We start from the raw sequence: 16,062 nt of genomic DNA, 5'->3' as shown, positions 1-16,062 counted from the left end.
CTTTAAATAGATTATAAGTTTAATAAATGACCTAATTTTGTTACTTTTGTCTGTAAATATGTTTTATTTTCTTGTTTTGTTGGCATTTGCAATGGTACGCGCTCAACAATTTCTAGTTCGTACCCTTGTAAGCCAGCAATTTTTCTTGGATTATTTGTTAATAAGCGCAGCTTTTGTAATCCTAAGTCTTTTAATATTTGTGCACCAATACCATAATCGCGAAGGTCTGCTGGAAATCCTAACTTTTCATTTGCTTCTACTGTATCTAGCCCTTCTTCTTGTAATTTATAAGCGCGCAATTTATTGAGAAGTCCAATGCCGCGCCCTTCTTGTCTCATATAAAGAAGCACGCCTCTACCTTCACGCTCAATTTGCGTAAGGGCAGCATGGAGTTGTGGTCCACAATCACAGCGGCAAGAGCCGAAAACGTCCCCAGTTAAGCATTCAGAATGAACGCGGACAAGAACAGGCTCATCTGTTGAAACATCACCTTTTATAAGAGCGATATGTTCTTTTTGATCTAGAGAATTCGTGTAACCAATTGCATGGAATGTACCAAATTCAGTTGGTAATGTAATTTCAACTTCTTTTGTCACAAATGTTTCGTGATGGCGACGATATGCAATTAAATCTTCGATTGTAATCATCTTGATATCAAATTGCTTAGCAACTTGTATTAAATCAGGGACGCGAGCCATCGTGCCATCTTCCTTTATAATTTCACAAATAACTCCTACTGGTTCTGTACCGCATAGTTTTGCAAGATCCACTGCTGCTTCCGTATGACCAGCGCGACGAAGTACGCCTCCATCTTTTGCAATTAGCGGAAAGATATGCCCAGGGCGATTAAAATCGCTACCCTTAGAAGATGGATTTAATAATTCACGCACAGTTGTAGCACGTTCATGGGCACTAATTCCTGTTGTTGTAGAAATATGGTCAATACTAACTGTAAATGCAGTATGATGAGAATCAGTATTTTGAGATACCATAGGTTCTAGTTGCAGACGTTTCGCATAGTGTTCTGGAAGTGGTACGCATACAAGACCGCGGCCATGTGTAATCATAAAATTGATTGTTTCGGGTGTAATATACTCGGCTAAGGCGAGAAAATCACCTTCGTTTTCACGGTTTTTGTCATCACATACAATAATGACTTTTCCTTGTTTTAAATCTTCTAGTGCTTCTTCAATACGATGAAACATCGTGCTTCCCCCTTATAGAAATCCGTTTTCGTGTAAAAAGCTTTCTGTAACTGAATTGTTCCGCTTTGTTGGTTGTGACATAAACTGTTCGATATATTTTCCAATCATGTCACACTCAATATTGACGATATCCCCAGCTTCTTTTGTGCCAATAATAGATTCGCTTACTGTATGGGGAATAAGCGAAATTGTAATGGAATTGTCATCCACATCAAAGATTGTTAAACTCGTACCGTCAATTGCAATGGAACCTTTTTGTAAACAATAACGAAGTAAATGGTTGGGCATTTTGATTTTGTAATATATGGCATTATAATGTTGCTTTTTACTTACAATGGTGCCAGTTCCATCAATATGACCTGTAACAAAATGTCCACCGAAACGTCCGTTAGCTGCCATAGCACGTTCTAAATTCACTTGAGAATGTTGCTTTAGCATGCGAAGTGATGTTGATTTCATTGTTTCAGGCATCACATCAACCGTGAAATGAGATTCGGTAAATGATGTAGCAGTTAAGCAGATACCGTTAACGGCAATGCTATCTCCTATTTTGATATCCGATAAAATGAAACGTGCTTGAATTGTTAGTTTCATTGCGTCCCCGCTTTGTTTCATAGTGGAAACGGTTCCTAATTCTTCTACGATTCCTGTGAACATGAAGGCACCTCATTTCGCTTTCTAGCAATAACTTTTATATCATTACCAATCTGTGTTATCTCTTGAAATTGCAGAGAAAGTGCGTCTTGTAGCTGTATAAAACCAGTACCGCCAAACCAAGTAGGAGCATCTTTTCCACCAATTAATTTTGGGCTTATATAGGTTACAATTTCATTGAAACCATTTGCCTCTAAAAAACTTGCATGAATAGACTGTCCTCCCTCTACAAAGAGTGAAAGAATTTGCTTTTCACCAAGCAAAGAGAGAAGATCTTGAATTTCAATGCGACCTCTGTTCATTTGGAATACAGATACATGTTCAGACTCATATTGCAATATTTGGTCTTTTTGAACGTTCTTTCCAACGATAATCCATGTTGGAGCTACTCGATCTGTTACCACATGAGAGAGGAGCGGTGTTCGTAAATGTGTATCTAAAATAATCCGAATTGGATTTTTACCCCCATTTGGAAGGCGGGTAGTTAACGATGGATTATCAGCAATGATTGTATTGACTCCGACAAGAATCGCGTCGTGTGTGTGTCGATAGTGATGAACATCATCGCGGGCTGCGTCTCCTGTAATCCATTTGCTTTCCCCGGTAGTAGTTGCAATTTTTCCATCTAAGCTCATTGCTGTTTTTAATGTGACAAAAGGACGCTTTGTTTTCATATAGTGAAAAAAGTATCGATTTAAGGAATGCGCCTCTTCCTCTAAAATACCAGTTGTCACATAAATACCAGCTTCTTCTAATTTCTTTTTGCCATTGCCAGCAACAAGAGGATTAGAATCAAGCGTAGCGATTACAACGCGTTTGACTTTCTTTTGAATAAGCAAGTTACAGCATGGCGGAGTTTTTCCAAAGTGGCTGCATGGTTCAAGTGTGACATATACAGTTGCCCCTTTTGCATGAGCACCGGCCATGCGCAGTGCATGAACTTCTGCATGTTCTTCACCTGCGCGAAGATGAGCCCCCATTCCGACGATTTTCCCATTTTTCACAACAACAGCACCGACCATTGGATTTGGGCTCGTTTGCCCCGCTGTACTTTGCGCCAGCTGTAAAGCAATTTTCATATATTCTTGGTCCGTCATTTCTTTCACCTCTCCTAAGAAAAATCAAAAAACCCCAAGGATATCATCCTTGGGGTTTGGGAGACGTGATTTCTAGAAATATAGTACGAATACGAAAGTACAAGAAAGAAACCTAGCTATGTTTTATATTTTTGCATAGAAAAGAAGCCTAGCAAAAATATATTTTTTTACATGCTAGTGTACATATTTTATTTCAGCATAGAAAAATAGGTATATGAAATAAAGCATATACGATTATGAAACATGTGCATGCTAAAATAAAAGTGTATTCGCTATATAAGCACTAGAAAACATATCCTTCTCCCATCCAGACTATACTGTCGGCTCTAGAGTTTCACTAGATCCACCGTTTTCAATTTTGAAAACGGGTCACGGACTTAGAAGCGTGCACTTCATCACCGCCGGTTGGGAATTTCACCCGACCCCGAAGGATGCTGTTTGCTCACATTATAGCACAAAAAATAAAAAAGGATAGAAAAAATACTCGAATATGGAGAATTGCGTGACAATAAAAAAGGGAAAACTGTTGGGGGAGAAGGGAATTGGGTAAATCATAATTGTTTGCTAAAGTGAGAAAAAGCATGCACCTCGATTGGTGCATGCTTTTTCAAAATTATTTTGTTTCTGGAGCACGAACAACGGATTCAAATTTGCCCTTATGTGCTGCATCGCAATAAGGCATATTTTTTGATAAACCGCAGCGACATAAAGAAAATGCAGGTTTCGCTGGGAAAGCATTCCCTTGCGAATCGACTAATTCCACATCCCCTGTAATGCGAAATGAGCCGTTGTCATTTACTTTAATTTGTACTTTTGCCAACCAAATTCCCTCCTTCCAAACGCTTAAGTTCATCATATAATTGCAAGAGGAACTTGACAATACAAAACTTACTTTGTCTGAAGGGGACGAGAGTGTTATAATATCGTTTATAACTGACTATAGTAAGGTGACTAAGTATGAATAAACAATTACGTACACTACAAAATGTTGCAAATGAGCGCACATGGGCGTCTTTTTTAAATGATAATCATCCATATAGTTTACTTCATTGGTCAATTGCAGGTGTGGGGCAAGAGGCGAAAGATGTATGGTTATTACAAGATGAGGTAACGTTTCAAACAACTGAATTTGCAACACTTGATGAGGCAATGAAGTGGATTTCTGAAAATATGGAACAGATTACAGATGTTTTAGCACAGTAATAGAAAAACAGGCTTAAGCGAGCCTGTTTTTTGTTTCTTTTACATAAGTTTCTAAAAATTGATCGATGGCATATTCATATTCTTGTTTATTTTCATTATAAGAGCAAGCATGTGCACCATGCTCTGCAATATAGAGCTGTTTATTATCATTCTTGGCGTCGTATAGCGCTTTTGTCATGTCGCATAAAATATAGTCGTCCTCTTTACTATGAATAAAGAGGACGGGATTATTTATATTTTTTATGCAATCAATTGGTGAAACTTCACGAATCGTATAGCCATCACGAACTTTTAAAAATGCATTTGCTAAAGGTAACAACGGCCATTTTGGTAAATGGAATTCAACTTTCAATCGATGCTGAAGTTGCTCGTGAAAATCAGAAAATGGACAATCTGCGATATAAAAATCAGCACCATCTTCGATCATTCCTGCATATTGTAGAAGGGTAGCAGCGCCCATTGATTCCCCATGAATACCGAGTAGAATATCTGTACCAAAGCGGGTTTTCAGCCAATCCACTACAGCTTTTAAATCATACTTTTCGTAATACCCATAACTTGTTGTCTTACCACCGGATTGACCGTGTCGGCGGTGATCGTAAATGAATACGTTATATCCTCTTTTTAAAAATAAATTTGCATATTTGATAGAATTTATTTTATTCACTGTTACACCGTGACAAAAAATCATAAATTGATTGGAATGACCGGCAGGAATATAATATCCATGAATGTCGTATCCAAATTGTGAAGGAATCCAAATTTCTTCTTTCGGTAAGGCTTGAAAATCACTTAAGTGAAAGTGTTTTTTTGTTTCGCGTTCTAAAATTTCTTCGTCTGTTTTTTTCTTTAAATACATGATTTTATTCGTAAAAAAAATACCCATACCAATTAATGCACCTAGTATCGTTAGTACTGTTGTAAAAATACGTTTCATACCTTACCTCATCCTCCAAAGAACTTTTACATATGATACACTTATATTGTATCATAGTAGCTTAAAAAGGTGGGAGCAGGGAATGGTTCAAATACAAAAAATTACAGATGAGATGAGAGGTACGATTCGCAATATTATGTGTGAAAATTGGGGCAGCACAATGATGGTTTCCAAAGAAAGAGCCCATCAATTAGATGAATTACCAGGATTCGTTGCAATCGAAAATGACAGAATAGTAGGAATTATAACGTTTGAATTAAAAGAAAGTATGTGTGAAATTGTATCATTAGATAGTTTTACTGAAAGGAAAGGGATTGGCACGAGACTTGTAGAAAGCGTGATTACATTAGCCCGAGAGAACATGTGTAACAAAGTATGGCTAATTACGACAAATGATAATACAAATGCACTTCGATTTTATCAGAAACGCGGTTTTATCATGACAAATTTGTACGTGGATGCCGTGGAGAAGGCAAGGAAAATAAAAAAAGAAATACCGTTTTTTGGCTATGATGATATTCGTATTTTGCATGAAATTCAACTCGAATATAGATTGTAAACGGTCGTTCATGTAACAATTTTCAGAAATATAAAACAACAAACTTGACGGTATGTATTTTTTAGATTACTTTTTAGTTGTAAACTATTACCATATTAAGGGGTGACGATGTGGCAACAATACGTGATGTTGCAAAAGTAGCTGGTGTTTCAGTCGCAACCGTTTCACGAGTCATGAATGAAAAAGGATATGTTCATGAAGATACAGTGAAACAAGTGAAACAAGCAATTGAAGAATTAAACTATAGGCCTAATGCAGTAGCGAAAGCTTTATTTACAAAATCTTCAACAATTATTGCTATACTTGTGCCGAATTTACGAAATCCATCATACATAACTTTACTTCGTTTTATAGAAGAATCAGCATATCAAGAGGGGTATCAAGTTATTGTTTGCAGTGTGGAAAATAAAAGAAATTATATAGATATATTATCTCGAAATCATATAGCTGGAATTCTTATGACGGAGGAAGTCTTTCAGGAAGTAGGAGAAGTTTCAGTTCCATTTTCTGTAATAGATATGAAAATGCCGCTTTCCAAATATTATCAAAGTGCCAAAAAGGCCGTTACTATGCTTAAAGAAAAAGGATGCCATTTTCTAGCGTATATTGGAGAAAAGGATCATCGTGAAGAGATGGAGGAGCATATATCTGGCTTTTTAGATGCAGTTTGGGAAGAGAAAATACCATATCGAGTGGAATCTTTAGAAGAGGATACGGAAAAGCGATATCGAGAAGTATTACAAAAGTATCCATACGTAGACGGTATTGTCGCTTCAAGTGATAAGGATGCCATTTCTATTATTCGTGCAGCAAATTCTCTTGGCATTCATATACCGAATGAATTACAAGTTATTGGATTTCAAGGGAGTATGCAAGGAGAATGGGTAACCCCATCATTATCAACGATAGAAAACTGTTATGAAAAAAAAGTAGTGCATACCTTGCAACAATTAGTTGGAAAAATAAAGAAGAAACAAGTGAAACATGAAGTTGTGGAAACGGAGTTTGTATTTATAGAAAGAGAATCAACGAAGTGAAAAAGGTGCGCTTGAACAGCGCACCTTTTTATAGTGTAATTGCGGCAATAAATCCGAATAGAAGTAATGGAATATTGTAGTGCAGAAAAGTTGGCACACATGTATCCCATATATGGTGGTGCTGCCCATCTGCATTTAATCCTGAAGTAGGTCCGAGTGTACTATCGGATGCTGGAGAGCCTGCATCACCTAATGCCCCCGCTGTACCAATAATAGCAATTGTGGCCATTGGGCTAAATCCAAGTTGGATACAAAGCGGAACGAAAATTGTTGTTAAAATGGGAATGGTAGAAAAAGAGGATCCAATTCCCATTGTGACGAGTAATCCAATAATAAGCATGAGAAACGCTGCAAGCGGTTTGCTATTTCCGATTAAATGAGCGCTCGCTTGTACAAGTGATTCAACATGTCCTGTCTTTCTTAAGACAGCGCCGAAACCAGCAGCAGAAATCATAACAAACCCAATGAAAGACATCATCCTCATGCCGCTTGTTAAAATAGCATCTGCCTCTTTAAGAGGCAGACTTCCACTAATGGATAATACGATAATTCCCGCTAAGGCACCAAAAATCATCGACTCTGTTGTTAATTGAACAGTTAACGTTGCCAGAATAGATAATAATCCAAATATAATGCTTCTTTTTGTATAAGAACTATCTTCATTCGCTGTACCTTGAATCGTTTTCGTTTCATACGTACGTGGTTTGCGATAAGTAATGAATATAGCTATGCATAATCCGGTTATCATACCCATTGCTGGGATAGTCATCGCCTTAGGGATAAGAGATACATCAAATGTAAGTCCACTTTGCTGAGCATTTGTTTGTAATACATCATGATAAATTTTTCCAAATCCGGCTGGTATCCACATATAAGGTGTAATTAACCCAAAAGTAATGAGACATGTCACCAATCTGCGATCTATTTTCAGCTCATTTAACACTTTTAAAAGTGCTGGAATTAAAATTGGGATGAAAGCGATATGAACCGGAATCACATTTTGTGAAAAACAGGCCATTGTAAGAATAATAAATAAAATGAGTATTTTGGAATACATTTGTTTTTTTGTGTCTTTATCATTTCCAATTATGTTTAGTGCCGCGTGAATCATGGCATCAGGTAGTCCAGTCTTCGAAAGGGAAATAGCAAATCCACCGAGCATTGCATAGCTTAAAGCAATTGGTGCACTGTTTCCAAGACCAGTAGTAAATACGTTAATTGTTTCTGAAATACTAAGGCCACCGATTAGCCCACCTGTTAAAGCACCAACAATAATGGCGACAATGACTTGGACACGTAATAAACTAAGCAATAGCATGACGGCTACTGCGATAAGTACAGCATTCATAATCAATATAATCTCCTAAACTTTATTCTGTTTATACCATTTTTTACCGTAAAGAATGCGTTCGAAGCATTTAAAGTTGCGACATACCATTATAAAATGTTTTCACAAAAATGTAAAAGGGTACAAAAATGATTAATATGAAATGGACAATTCTTGTTTAATGGAATGTAAAGCGTGAGCAAATCGTTCTGGCTCTTCCAAATTCGGAGAATGTGCGGAATTTGGAAACCAAATCATTTTCTTGATTGGTGCTCGAATCTTATCACAATATTGTTGTACAAGTGTATAAGGAGTTTGATAATCGAAACGACCGGAACAAAAATAAACTGGGACCGACAATTCTACAATAGTTGAGAAAAAATCAATGGTTAGCATCTCTTCCCATAATGTTCCTGACTTTACATGACCGGCGAGAAATTTCAACCAATCAAGCCAAGTATATTCTGATGAAAAGAAGCCTTTTCGAATAAAGGAAAACGAAGAACCGTTTTGAATGGCGCCTCCAAATGTGCCAAGCCACCTTCTTTGAATCATAAGCCGTTTCATATCTAAGAAAGGTGGATTCCCTAATTTTGCAAGCGAGGTCAATGCGCGTGTATGTCCATGTTTTTGGGCGGAATGAATTAAGTGTTGAAATAAAAGTTCTTCGTTTTGTTTCATGTGTACAATTTGTCCAATACCAATATAAGCTTTGATATATTCTGGATATGCATGTGCGACGTTTAATCCAATAATGCTGCCCCATGAATGTCCAGCTAAAAATAAGTTTTTTCGGTTAAAGCGAGATAGAAGATACCGAATGACTTCTAGTGTATCTGAAACGAACTGTTCAATGGTGAAGGGAGTTTGAATATCTCGCCATGAAAAAGACTTTCCTGCCCCGCGCTGATCCCAATTGACAACGATAAAACTCTTTTCTAACTCTTTTTGAAAATGGCGAATAAATCCGATTTGCGCCATACCAGGCCCACCGTGGCACCATAATAAGATAGGGTTTGTTACGGCTCGTCCGCGTATAAGTAAAGATTGTTTTCGGTTGTTAATCATTACGCTTTCAATCGTAGCGATACTACCAGGGATGAGCTGTTTATTTTCAGTATAAAACGATGGAGTGTGGCTACGAAAAAGCATGTGAAAAACCTCTCTTTCTTCAAGCGTATATGTATCGCACAAGCTGGAAAATGTGCATATACTGTTAGAAAATCATTGTATCATAACTTACTATCTGTATTTCAAGTATGTGAGCTCTAGAGGGGGGAGAAAAAAGTGACAATTGGAGAAATTATAGATCGCTTAAATAAACGGGAACCGATTGCAATTCTTGCAAAACGCCTCGAAATGAGCCCCTATACATTGTCAAAAAAATTAAGAATGCTCGGATATGAATATGACAGTGAGCAGAAGAAACGAATATTTACTGGAGAGGGAGAAGAACCTCGACATTTATACCTCCAAGAGGCCATGGCATTGCAGTACGTCAAGACGGATTATCAAGTATTAATTTATGAGCAATTGCAGAGCATATATGAATTATTACAAAGAAGAGAGGAACGCTTTCTTCTAAAGAAAAAAGGTTGCAAGAAAAAAAAGAAACGCACGTTTTCTATATGTACGGAAGTGCTAGAGCAATTAGATGATCTATGTAGCACGAAAGGGATGCATAAATCTCAAGCAGTAGAAGAGGCGTTACAAGAATTTCTAAAAAAATATGAGGTATATGATGATTGAACGACGAACAAGATAGCTATTTACTTTTTGAGTGGCAACTATTCTGTTATTTCCTTAAAAGAGACCTTTTCTTGGTAATGATATTACAATGCGGAGAAATCGAAAACATTTGTACGTAGTGAGAATTTCATCTTTAACGAAAGAATACACAATCAATAAAAAACCCCCTATTTTTAATAGAATAGAGGGTTTGGGAAGTTAGTTCATTCGTTGTATTCTTCCGTCAATCGTTGGTTGGATTGGTTCTTTCATTTGTTTGACGTAATCAACTAACGCTTCAAAATCAGTTGGGCCCGTTTCAGCATTTTGTCCATTTTTAAAGCTAATAAATCCATCTCCACCTGAAGCTAAAAAAGCGTTGGCAACAACACTGTATGTTTTGGAAGGGTCGAGGTCCTCTCCGTTTGCTAAACGAATCGTTGTTACTTTTTCACCATTTGGCTTATTAGCATCCCAACTATATTGAATACCAGAGATTTGTAGCATCCTTGTGATTCCTTTTTGCCATTGTTGATTTAACAGGTCACGGATATCTTGCCCTGTTAAATGTACTTTGATTAATTGGTTTCCGAACGGTTGAACTCCGTATAATTCACCCCATGTAATATCGCCTGCGTCTAAGTCGTTACGAATACCACCTGGATTCATTAGGGCAATATCAGCTTGCATAGTTGCACGCTGAGCGTCAGCAATGAAATTTCCAAGAGTAGATTCTCCAGCAGCATTTTGTTTCCGATCTAATGGGGCGTTCGTTCTTCCGACAACTTCATTGACAAGAGGCGCAATCTTTTCTTTATATTGATTAAGCTTTCGTTTCACTTGCTTATCAGGTTCTATCCCTTCATGATAGGTGGTTACAATCTCTGCTTTTTTGGAAACAATGTCTTTTGTTTTTCGATCAATTTGTATATCTACATCAGCAAAAGCTGTGCCGTATGAATGAGCTTGTACAAGCAGTTTATTGTTAACTGTTCCATTTACATAAGTGTGACTATGCCCACCGAAAATAACATCGATTTCTGGATCAGTTTCCGTTGCTAAGCGAACAAGATCTCCGTTTGTTACATCATCATGATTCGTTGTACCTCCAACATGAGCGAGAACAACGATGGATTTGACCCCTAGTCTCTTTAGTTGTTTTGCAGCTTTATTAACCGCTTCAACTTCATCTGTAATTTGAACATTTTTGAGCATGGTAGGTATGACAATATTAGGGGTATCTGTTGTGACCACACCTATGAAGCCAACGGGTACTCCTTGCACCATTTTTACAGTAAATGGTGGGAGAAATAAGCGACCAGTAGATTTGTTGTAGAAGTTGGCAGCGATATATGGAAATTTCGCTCCTTTAAAGTTTCCAGTCTTCTCATGATAACCGCCATAAATAAGGCGGTGCATTTCGTTGACCCCTTCATCAAATTCATGATTCCCAACTGTTCCAACATCAAAACCTAAATCATTTAAAAACTCAATCGTTGGCTCATCCTGTAATAAAGCGGAAAGAGGCGGGCTTGCTCCAACAATATCACCAGCATGTACCATTAATGTATTTGGGTTTTGTTTTTCACGGTCACGTAAATAGGTAGCTAAGTATTCAGCGCCACCTGCTTCCTTGTTATTTATTTTTTTAACCGTATCTAATTGACCATGAAAATCATTGATACCAAGCAGTTGCACATCTATGTAGCGATTTTGTTCTGAAGGTGTTTGAGAGAGAGGTGCAGCAAAGGCAGTTGAGCATGTGACCATACTAAAAATAGCAAGTGCAGGAATTATTTTTTTCCACATCATTGATTACTCCTTTTTATCATTTGACATCATACGGCATAATTTTAATAGATTAAGAGAGTTATTTCTACAAAAATAGCGAATTTTTTAATAATTAACATAGAATTATTAGTAGATTTACATTTTTACAAATTTTATATGATGTATGAAGAGAGGACCTGCTCATACGTAGAAACAATTAGGCTTTTTTAAAGCAATTTGGAAAGAGAAAATGCATCGATATAGCTTTTTTATTGTTTAGAGTAGCGCACTTACCCTATAATGAAGAAAAAAGTAAAAGGTGAGCAAGACATGAAGAAAAAGAAACAAAGACAAAATCAAATGAATCAAAAAGAAAAAGATTCTATTACAATTGGAGATCAGCTGAATGCATCATTAATGGAGCAGTTAAAAAGTAAAAAGAAAGAACTACAAGCAAGAGTGGAAGAAAGAGAATTAAAAGAGCAAGAAAGAAAACGCCGAGAACAAAAAGAGCGTGAAAAAAATAAGTCGTTTGAAGAACTATTAAGTGAAAGTAACCTAAGTTGGAAAGACTTTAAATAGTATGAAGAAATCATCAGTAGCTTTACGCTGATGATTTTTTTCAAGTCTAGAGGAAAAAGGGGAATGAGGATGAGGATGAGGAAAATTGTAGTCGTTCCATATGAAAATCATTGGGGGGAGAAGTTTCAAGCGGAGGCAAAAAGATTAAAAGAGGCGATGCCAGAACGTGTGAAAATACATCATATTGGTAGTACATCTGTACCAGGACTCGCTGCCAAGCCAATTGTAGATATGATTATGGAAGTGGAAAATATTGAAAGAGTGGACGAGTGGAATAAGTTGTTTGAAAAGCTTGGTTATATTGTAAAAGGAGAAAATGGTATTAGTGGTCGCCGTTTCTTCATGCATGGAACAGAAGAAAAACGTTCCTATCATTTACATGTCTTTGAAAGAGGAAATCCAGAAATTATAAGGCATCTAGCATTTCGTGACTATATGATTGCACACTGCGAAGAAGCAGAAGCTTATGCAACTTTAAAAAACGAATTAGCTACAAAGTATACATATGATGGCGGAAAGTATACAGAAGGAAAAACGAAATTTATACGGAATATTGATAAAAAAGCAAAAGAATGGTTAGAAAATAACGCAAGTGAGTAGGTTTACGTTATTTTACAGGGAAGAGGGAAGAAAAAATTATGTAAACTGTGTGTATGTTTTGACTTTTTTCGTAAATCTTGTTCAAATGAAGTGAAGGTTATAAAAATGATAGAACTTGTTGATTAAGTTTTTATATTGCAGGGATAAAGAAGGAGGAGCAAGCATGTATATTCCAACAACGACACTTCATAACGGTGTGAAAATGCCAATGCTTGGTTTAGGGGTATATAAAGCCAAAGAGGGAGAAGAAGTAAAACGAGCGGTAAAAACGGCTTTAGAAATTGGGTATCGTTCTATTGATACAGCGGCAGTATATGAAAATGAAAGCGGTGTCGGTGAAGTGGTTCGTAACTCGGGTATTCCGCGTGAAGAGTTATTTATTACAACAAAAGTATGGAATGATTATCAAGGATATGAAGAGACGCTTCAAGCGTTTGAAAAAAGTTTGGAAAAGTTACAAATGGATTATGTAGATTTATATTTAATTCACTGGCCAGTTAGAGGAAAGTATATCGATACATACCGAGCTCTAGAGAAGTTATATAAAGAAGGGAAAGTGCGAGCGATTGGAGTTTCTAATTTCCATCAACATCATTTAGAACGTCTTTTAGCCAACTGTCATGTGAAGCCGATGGTAAACCAAGTGGAGTTGCATCCAATGCTTGCGCAGTTTGAGTTGCGTGACTTTTGTCAAAACAAACAAATTCAAATGGAAGCGTGGAGCCCGTTAATGAGGGGAAGAGAAGTATTTGAGCATCCGATTATTCAAGAGATTGCTAGTAAATATAACAAAACACCTGCCCAAATTATTTTACGCTGGGATATTCAAAGTGGCATTGTAACCATTCCAAAGTCCGTTACACCATCTCGTATTAAAGAGAACTTTACGATCTTTGATTTTTCATTAACAGAAGATGAAATGAAACAAATTGATACATTAGATTGTAATGTACGTATTGGGACAAATCCTGATAAGTACGATACAATGTAAAAAAAAGCTACCATTTGGTAGCTTTTTTATCGATGTAGTGCATATGTATCACATTTTACAGCAGCTTGGATTTGTTTATATTCTTCATTCGTTAATGAACTTTTTGAATAGGCTTGTACATTTTCTCGCAATTGTTGAATAGAGCTTGCACCAGGAATGGCAGCTGCTACAATCGGATTGTGTAAACAATATTGAAGAGCAGTTTCAGTTAATGAACGTTCTTTCGTAACTTCTTTTATCGTAGTTAAAGTGCGAGTTAATTCAGGATAAGAATAAGAAAGGTACTCTTTTTCCTTCACTTTTTCTACTTTTCTCTCATTGTCATCTGTCAATAATCCTTTTGCAAGTGAACCTCTTGCAATAACGCTAATTTGATGTTCTTGAAGCAGTGGAAACCATTCTTCAGGTCGGCGATTTAATAAGCTATATTCCATCAATACACTCACGATATTAGAGCGTTTTATATATTCGCGAATCACATTTGGACGAATAGAAGAGATACCGTAATGACGGATGATTCCTTCTTGTTTTAACTCTTCAAACGCTTCAATTATTTCTTCAATCGGATCTTCTATCGTTCCTCCATGCAGTTGATATAAATCAATATAATCGGTTTGGAGGCGTCTTAGGCTTTCTTTTACTTCTGTTTTTATATAAGTTTTAGAAGGATCCCAAGACCATCCATTTTTTTCGGATGTCCAGCGATTTCCGACTTTTGTTGTCAAAATAACTTGATCACGTTTTCCTTTCAAAGCTTTTCCGACAAATTCTTCATTTAGTCCATAATGATATAAGTCTGCTGTATCAAAAAAGTTTATTCCTAAATCGATTGCTTCATGAATAATAGAAATGGCTTGCTTTTCTTCTGTACCAAGAGACATGCAGCCAAGTCCCATCTCAGTCACATATAAATCTGAATGTCCTAATTGGCGTTTTTTCATTTGTCAACCTCCTTACTTATATTGTACGGAAGGGAAAGAAGATTGACAAATGTTTACCTTTTTGTTTTCGTAATCCAATCTTGTACCGTTTCGTATTCTTTTCCGTATTGCTTTAATTTATTGCGAATTTGCCAAGCTTTACCGACTAATGTGACTCGATTAGGCAAAATGTATATTTTCATTTTTATCAAGCTCCTTTCATTGTGGTAAAATATATGAAGAACGAATAGGAAATAGAATTAGGGAGATGGATAAGTGTGAGTAATCTTGCAGAAAGAACGGTTGCAACGGAACCCATTTTTGATGGGAAAGTTATTAAAGTTCGCGTTGATGAAGTAGTATTGCCAAATGGCGAAATGAGTAAACGTGAGATTGTCAATCATCCTGGAGCGGTTGCGATTATTGCAATAACGGACGAAGGAAAAATCGTTCTTGTTGAGCAATATCGTAAAGCGCTAGAGAAAGAGATTGTGGAGATTCCTGCTGGAAAATTGGAGCCAGGAGAGAAACCTGAAGTAACGGCTGTTCGTGAATTGGAAGAAGAAACTGGATATGTATGTGAAAAAATGGAATTTGTTACATCCTTTTATACATCGCCAGGTTTTGCCGACGAAATTTTGTATGTATATAAAGCAACAGGGTTAAAAAGAAAAGAAGATAAAGCGGCTTTAGATGAAGATGAATTTGTAGAGCTTATGGAAGTATCATTAGAAGAAGCGATTTCACTTATGAAAAGTCAACGTATTCATGATGCAAAGACAATGTTTGCTGTGCAATATTTACAATTACAAAAATAAACACTCGCCTTAGGCGAGTGTTTTAGTTGATTTTCGCATAGACGCGTGTATCATGTAATGTACCGTCTGGAGCGAGAAAATCATTTTCATGTGTACCTTCTAAAATAAACTCAAGTCGCTCTGCTACAGCACATGCATTTGCATTTGTTGCATCGCAGCGAATTTCAAGTCTTCTAGCGCCAAGTTTATCAAATGCGAATTGAACAGCGCCTTTCACAGCTTCTGTCATATATCCTTGTTTTGTATAAGCGCTATGTAACCAGAAATGAAGCGAAAACTTTGGAATATCCCAGTTTTCTGGCTGAAGAGTAAGAGCTCCGATAAAAGTACTAGAGGCTTTATCATATAAGTGAAAGGCTAATGTTTCACGAAGTAGAAATTGTCCGTGAGCTTCTCGGACGATTTCTTCAGCCTTGTCTTCGGTGTCGATTGTAACGGGAATCCACGGTTGCAAATCTTCTAAAGAAGCTTGAATTGCTTCATAGACCTCGGATCCGTCGCCTGGAAATGGCTTGCGTACTTGTAAACGCTCCGTCTGAAATAATGTTGGAAAATCTAATAATAATGGTTTCAAAGGAAATCCCTCCTATTCTCTACTTTTAAGTTTAGCAAAGTAGGACGGAATTTCAATCTT

General features: G+C 36.9%; 19 protein-coding genes and 1 riboswitch. Of the genes, 8 read left to right on the top strand and 11 right to left on the bottom strand.

Annotated features, from left to right (window positions below; genetic code table 11):
• Window positions 1-11 precede the first annotated feature (11 nt).
• The 4 genes from MR059_RS08620 to MR059_RS08605 form a co-directional block, all read right to left on the bottom strand.
• Entirely contained in the window at window positions 12-1,205 is a 1,194-nt protein-coding gene (locus MR059_RS08620) for a bifunctional 3,4-dihydroxy-2-butanone-4-phosphate synthase/GTP cyclohydrolase II (RefSeq protein ID WP_012095269.1), read from the bottom strand.
• Between the two features lie 12 nt (window positions 1,206-1,217).
• A complete protein-coding gene (gene ribE, locus MR059_RS08615; protein WP_012095268.1) occupies window positions 1,218-1,862 on the bottom strand; it encodes a riboflavin synthase in 645 nt (214 codons plus the stop codon).
• The gene (gene ribD / locus MR059_RS08610) at window positions 1,844-2,956 is read right to left on the bottom strand and encodes a bifunctional diaminohydroxyphosphoribosylaminopyrimidine deaminase/5-amino-6-(5-phosphoribosylamino)uracil reductase RibD (protein WP_087095309.1); all 1,113 of its coding nucleotides are present in this window, start codon (window positions 2,954-2,956) and stop codon (window positions 1,844-1,846) included. The genes ribE and ribD overlap by 19 nt, the downstream gene beginning before the upstream one ends.
• A gap of 291 nt (window positions 2,957-3,247) precedes the next feature.
• Window positions 3,248-3,392: riboswitch (FMN riboswitch) on the bottom strand.
• A gap of 177 nt (window positions 3,393-3,569) precedes the next feature.
• Window positions 3,570-3,812 (bottom strand): CDGSH iron-sulfur domain-containing protein, encoded by a 243-nt coding sequence (locus MR059_RS08605; RefSeq protein ID WP_012095266.1) that lies wholly within the window; start codon window positions 3,810-3,812, stop codon window positions 3,570-3,572.
• Window positions 3,813-3,913: 101 nt separating this feature from the next.
• Here MR059_RS08605 and MR059_RS08600 point away from each other — a divergent pair, with 101 nt between their 5' ends.
• A complete protein-coding gene (locus tag MR059_RS08600) occupies window positions 3,914-4,159 on the top strand; it encodes a DUF2552 family protein (protein WP_012095265.1) in 246 nt (81 codons plus the stop codon).
• Between the two features lie 13 nt (window positions 4,160-4,172).
• Here MR059_RS08600 and MR059_RS08595 read toward each other — a convergent pair whose 3' ends face one another.
• Window positions 4,173-5,096, bottom strand: a complete 924-nt coding sequence (locus tag MR059_RS08595; protein WP_048721719.1) for an alpha/beta hydrolase — start codon at window positions 5,094-5,096, stop codon at window positions 4,173-4,175.
• An 82-nt stretch (window positions 5,097-5,178) separates the two neighbouring features.
• Between MR059_RS08595 and MR059_RS08590 the strand changes: the two genes are divergently transcribed.
• Together MR059_RS08590 and MR059_RS08585 are read left to right on the top strand one after the other, a co-directional pair.
• On the top strand, window positions 5,179-5,655 hold the full coding sequence (locus MR059_RS08590; protein ID WP_012095263.1) for a GNAT family N-acetyltransferase: 477 nt from the start codon (window positions 5,179-5,181) through the stop codon (window positions 5,653-5,655).
• Window positions 5,656-5,765: 110 nt separating this feature from the next.
• Complete coding sequence (locus MR059_RS08585) at window positions 5,766-6,692, top strand: LacI family DNA-binding transcriptional regulator (protein ID WP_012095262.1); 927 nt, start codon at window positions 5,766-5,768, stop codon at window positions 6,690-6,692.
• Between the two features lie 28 nt (window positions 6,693-6,720).
• On the opposite strand, the gene MR059_RS08580 is transcribed toward MR059_RS08585, so the two are convergent.
• Together MR059_RS08580 and MR059_RS08575 are read right to left on the bottom strand one after the other, a co-directional pair.
• Window positions 6,721-8,040 carry a Na+/H+ antiporter family protein gene (locus MR059_RS08580; RefSeq protein ID WP_242161714.1) on the bottom strand — a complete coding sequence of 440 codons (1,320 nt, stop codon included), beginning with the start codon at window positions 8,038-8,040 and terminating at the stop codon, window positions 6,721-6,723.
• 132 nt (window positions 8,041-8,172) lie between these two features.
• The gene (locus MR059_RS08575; protein ID WP_012095260.1) at window positions 8,173-9,171 is read right to left on the bottom strand and encodes an alpha/beta fold hydrolase; all 999 of its coding nucleotides are present in this window, start codon (window positions 9,169-9,171) and stop codon (window positions 8,173-8,175) included.
• A 135-nt stretch (window positions 9,172-9,306) separates the two neighbouring features.
• On the opposite strand from MR059_RS08575, the gene MR059_RS08570 reads away from it, so the two are divergent.
• Complete coding sequence (locus MR059_RS08570) at window positions 9,307-9,768, top strand: ribbon-helix-helix domain-containing protein (RefSeq protein ID WP_012095259.1); 462 nt, start codon at window positions 9,307-9,309, stop codon at window positions 9,766-9,768.
• Between the two features lie 198 nt (window positions 9,769-9,966).
• Here MR059_RS08570 and MR059_RS08565 read toward each other — a convergent pair whose 3' ends face one another.
• Entirely contained in the window at window positions 9,967-11,556 is a 1,590-nt protein-coding gene (locus MR059_RS08565; protein ID WP_242161713.1) for a bifunctional metallophosphatase/5'-nucleotidase, read from the bottom strand.
• Between the two features lie 291 nt (window positions 11,557-11,847).
• Between MR059_RS08565 and MR059_RS08560 the strand changes: the two genes are divergently transcribed.
• The 3 genes from MR059_RS08560 to MR059_RS08550 all read left to right on the top strand — a co-directional run bounded on the left by MR059_RS08560 (window position 11,848) and on the right by MR059_RS08550 (window position 13,690).
• Entirely contained in the window at window positions 11,848-12,099 is a 252-nt protein-coding gene (locus MR059_RS08560) for a YqkE family protein (protein ID WP_087095305.1), read from the top strand.
• Between the two features lie 75 nt (window positions 12,100-12,174).
• On the top strand, window positions 12,175-12,699 hold the full coding sequence (locus MR059_RS08555; RefSeq protein ID WP_012095256.1) for a GrpB family protein: 525 nt from the start codon (window positions 12,175-12,177) through the stop codon (window positions 12,697-12,699).
• 163 nt (window positions 12,700-12,862) lie between these two features.
• Window positions 12,863-13,690, top strand: a complete 828-nt coding sequence (locus tag MR059_RS08550; RefSeq protein WP_242161712.1) for an aldo/keto reductase — start codon at window positions 12,863-12,865, stop codon at window positions 13,688-13,690.
• Between the two features lie 26 nt (window positions 13,691-13,716).
• Here the strand turns inward: MR059_RS08550 and MR059_RS08545 are convergent, their stop codons facing one another.
• The gene (locus tag MR059_RS08545) at window positions 13,717-14,631 is read right to left on the bottom strand and encodes an aldo/keto reductase (protein WP_012095254.1); all 915 of its coding nucleotides are present in this window, start codon (window positions 14,629-14,631) and stop codon (window positions 13,717-13,719) included.
• A gap of 53 nt (window positions 14,632-14,684) precedes the next feature.
• The gene (gene mciZ, locus MR059_RS08540; protein ID WP_012095253.1) at window positions 14,685-14,813 is read right to left on the bottom strand and encodes a Z-ring formation inhibitor MciZ; all 129 of its coding nucleotides are present in this window, start codon (window positions 14,811-14,813) and stop codon (window positions 14,685-14,687) included.
• 75 nt (window positions 14,814-14,888) lie between these two features.
• On the opposite strand from mciZ, the gene MR059_RS08535 reads away from it, so the two are divergent.
• Window positions 14,889-15,428 (top strand): NUDIX domain-containing protein, encoded by a 540-nt coding sequence (locus MR059_RS08535; RefSeq protein ID WP_012095252.1) that lies wholly within the window; start codon window positions 14,889-14,891, stop codon window positions 15,426-15,428.
• A gap of 22 nt (window positions 15,429-15,450) precedes the next feature.
• On the opposite strand, the gene MR059_RS08530 is transcribed toward MR059_RS08535, so the two are convergent.
• Entirely contained in the window at window positions 15,451-16,002 is a 552-nt protein-coding gene (locus MR059_RS08530; protein ID WP_012095251.1) for a GNAT family N-acetyltransferase, read from the bottom strand.
• Window positions 16,003-16,062: the final 60 nt, after the last annotated feature.

This window comes from Bacillus cereus group sp. BfR-BA-01522 (genome assembly GCF_022662635.1).
In the GTDB taxonomy this organism is placed as follows: domain Bacteria; phylum Bacillota; class Bacilli; order Bacillales; family Bacillaceae_G; genus Bacillus_A; species Bacillus_A cytotoxicus.
This window is presented reverse-complemented; position numbering and strand designations above follow the sequence as displayed.

Coding starts and splice junctions, on each gene's coding strand:
- MR059_RS08620 (WP_012095269.1), bottom strand. CDS start 1,205: ATGTTTCATCGTATTGAAGAAGCACTAGAAGATTTAAAACAAGGAAAA.
- ribE (WP_012095268.1), bottom strand. CDS start 1,862: ATGTTCACAGGAATCGTAGAAGAATTAGGAACCGTTTCCACTATGAAA.
- ribD (WP_087095309.1), bottom strand. CDS start 2,956: ATGACGGACCAAGAATATATGAAAATTGCTTTACAGCTGGCGCAAAGT.
- MR059_RS08605 (WP_012095266.1), bottom strand. CDS start 3,812: ATGATGAACTTAAGCGTTTGGAAGGAGGGAATTTGGTTGGCAAAAGTA.
- MR059_RS08600 (WP_012095265.1), top strand. CDS start 3,914: ATGAATAAACAATTACGTACACTACAAAATGTTGCAAATGAGCGCACA.
- MR059_RS08595 (WP_048721719.1), bottom strand. CDS start 5,096: ATGAAACGTATTTTTACAACAGTACTAACGATACTAGGTGCATTAATT.
- MR059_RS08590 (WP_012095263.1), top strand. CDS start 5,179: ATGGTTCAAATACAAAAAATTACAGATGAGATGAGAGGTACGATTCGC.
- MR059_RS08580 (WP_242161714.1), bottom strand. CDS start 8,040: ATGAATGCTGTACTTATCGCAGTAGCCGTCATGCTATTGCTTAGTTTA.
- MR059_RS08575 (WP_012095260.1), bottom strand. CDS start 9,171: ATGCTTTTTCGTAGCCACACTCCATCGTTTTATACTGAAAATAAACAG.
- MR059_RS08565 (WP_242161713.1), bottom strand. CDS start 11,556: ATGTGGAAAAAAATAATTCCTGCACTTGCTATTTTTAGTATGGTCACA.
- MR059_RS08560 (WP_087095305.1), top strand. CDS start 11,848: ATGAAGAAAAAGAAACAAAGACAAAATCAAATGAATCAAAAAGAAAAA.
- MR059_RS08555 (WP_012095256.1), top strand. CDS start 12,175: ATGAGGAAAATTGTAGTCGTTCCATATGAAAATCATTGGGGGGAGAAG.
- MR059_RS08550 (WP_242161712.1), top strand. CDS start 12,863: ATGTATATTCCAACAACGACACTTCATAACGGTGTGAAAATGCCAATG.
- MR059_RS08545 (WP_012095254.1), bottom strand. CDS start 14,631: ATGAAAAAACGCCAATTAGGACATTCAGATTTATATGTGACTGAGATG.
- mciZ (WP_012095253.1), bottom strand. CDS start 14,813: ATGAAAATATACATTTTGCCTAATCGAGTCACATTAGTCGGTAAAGCT.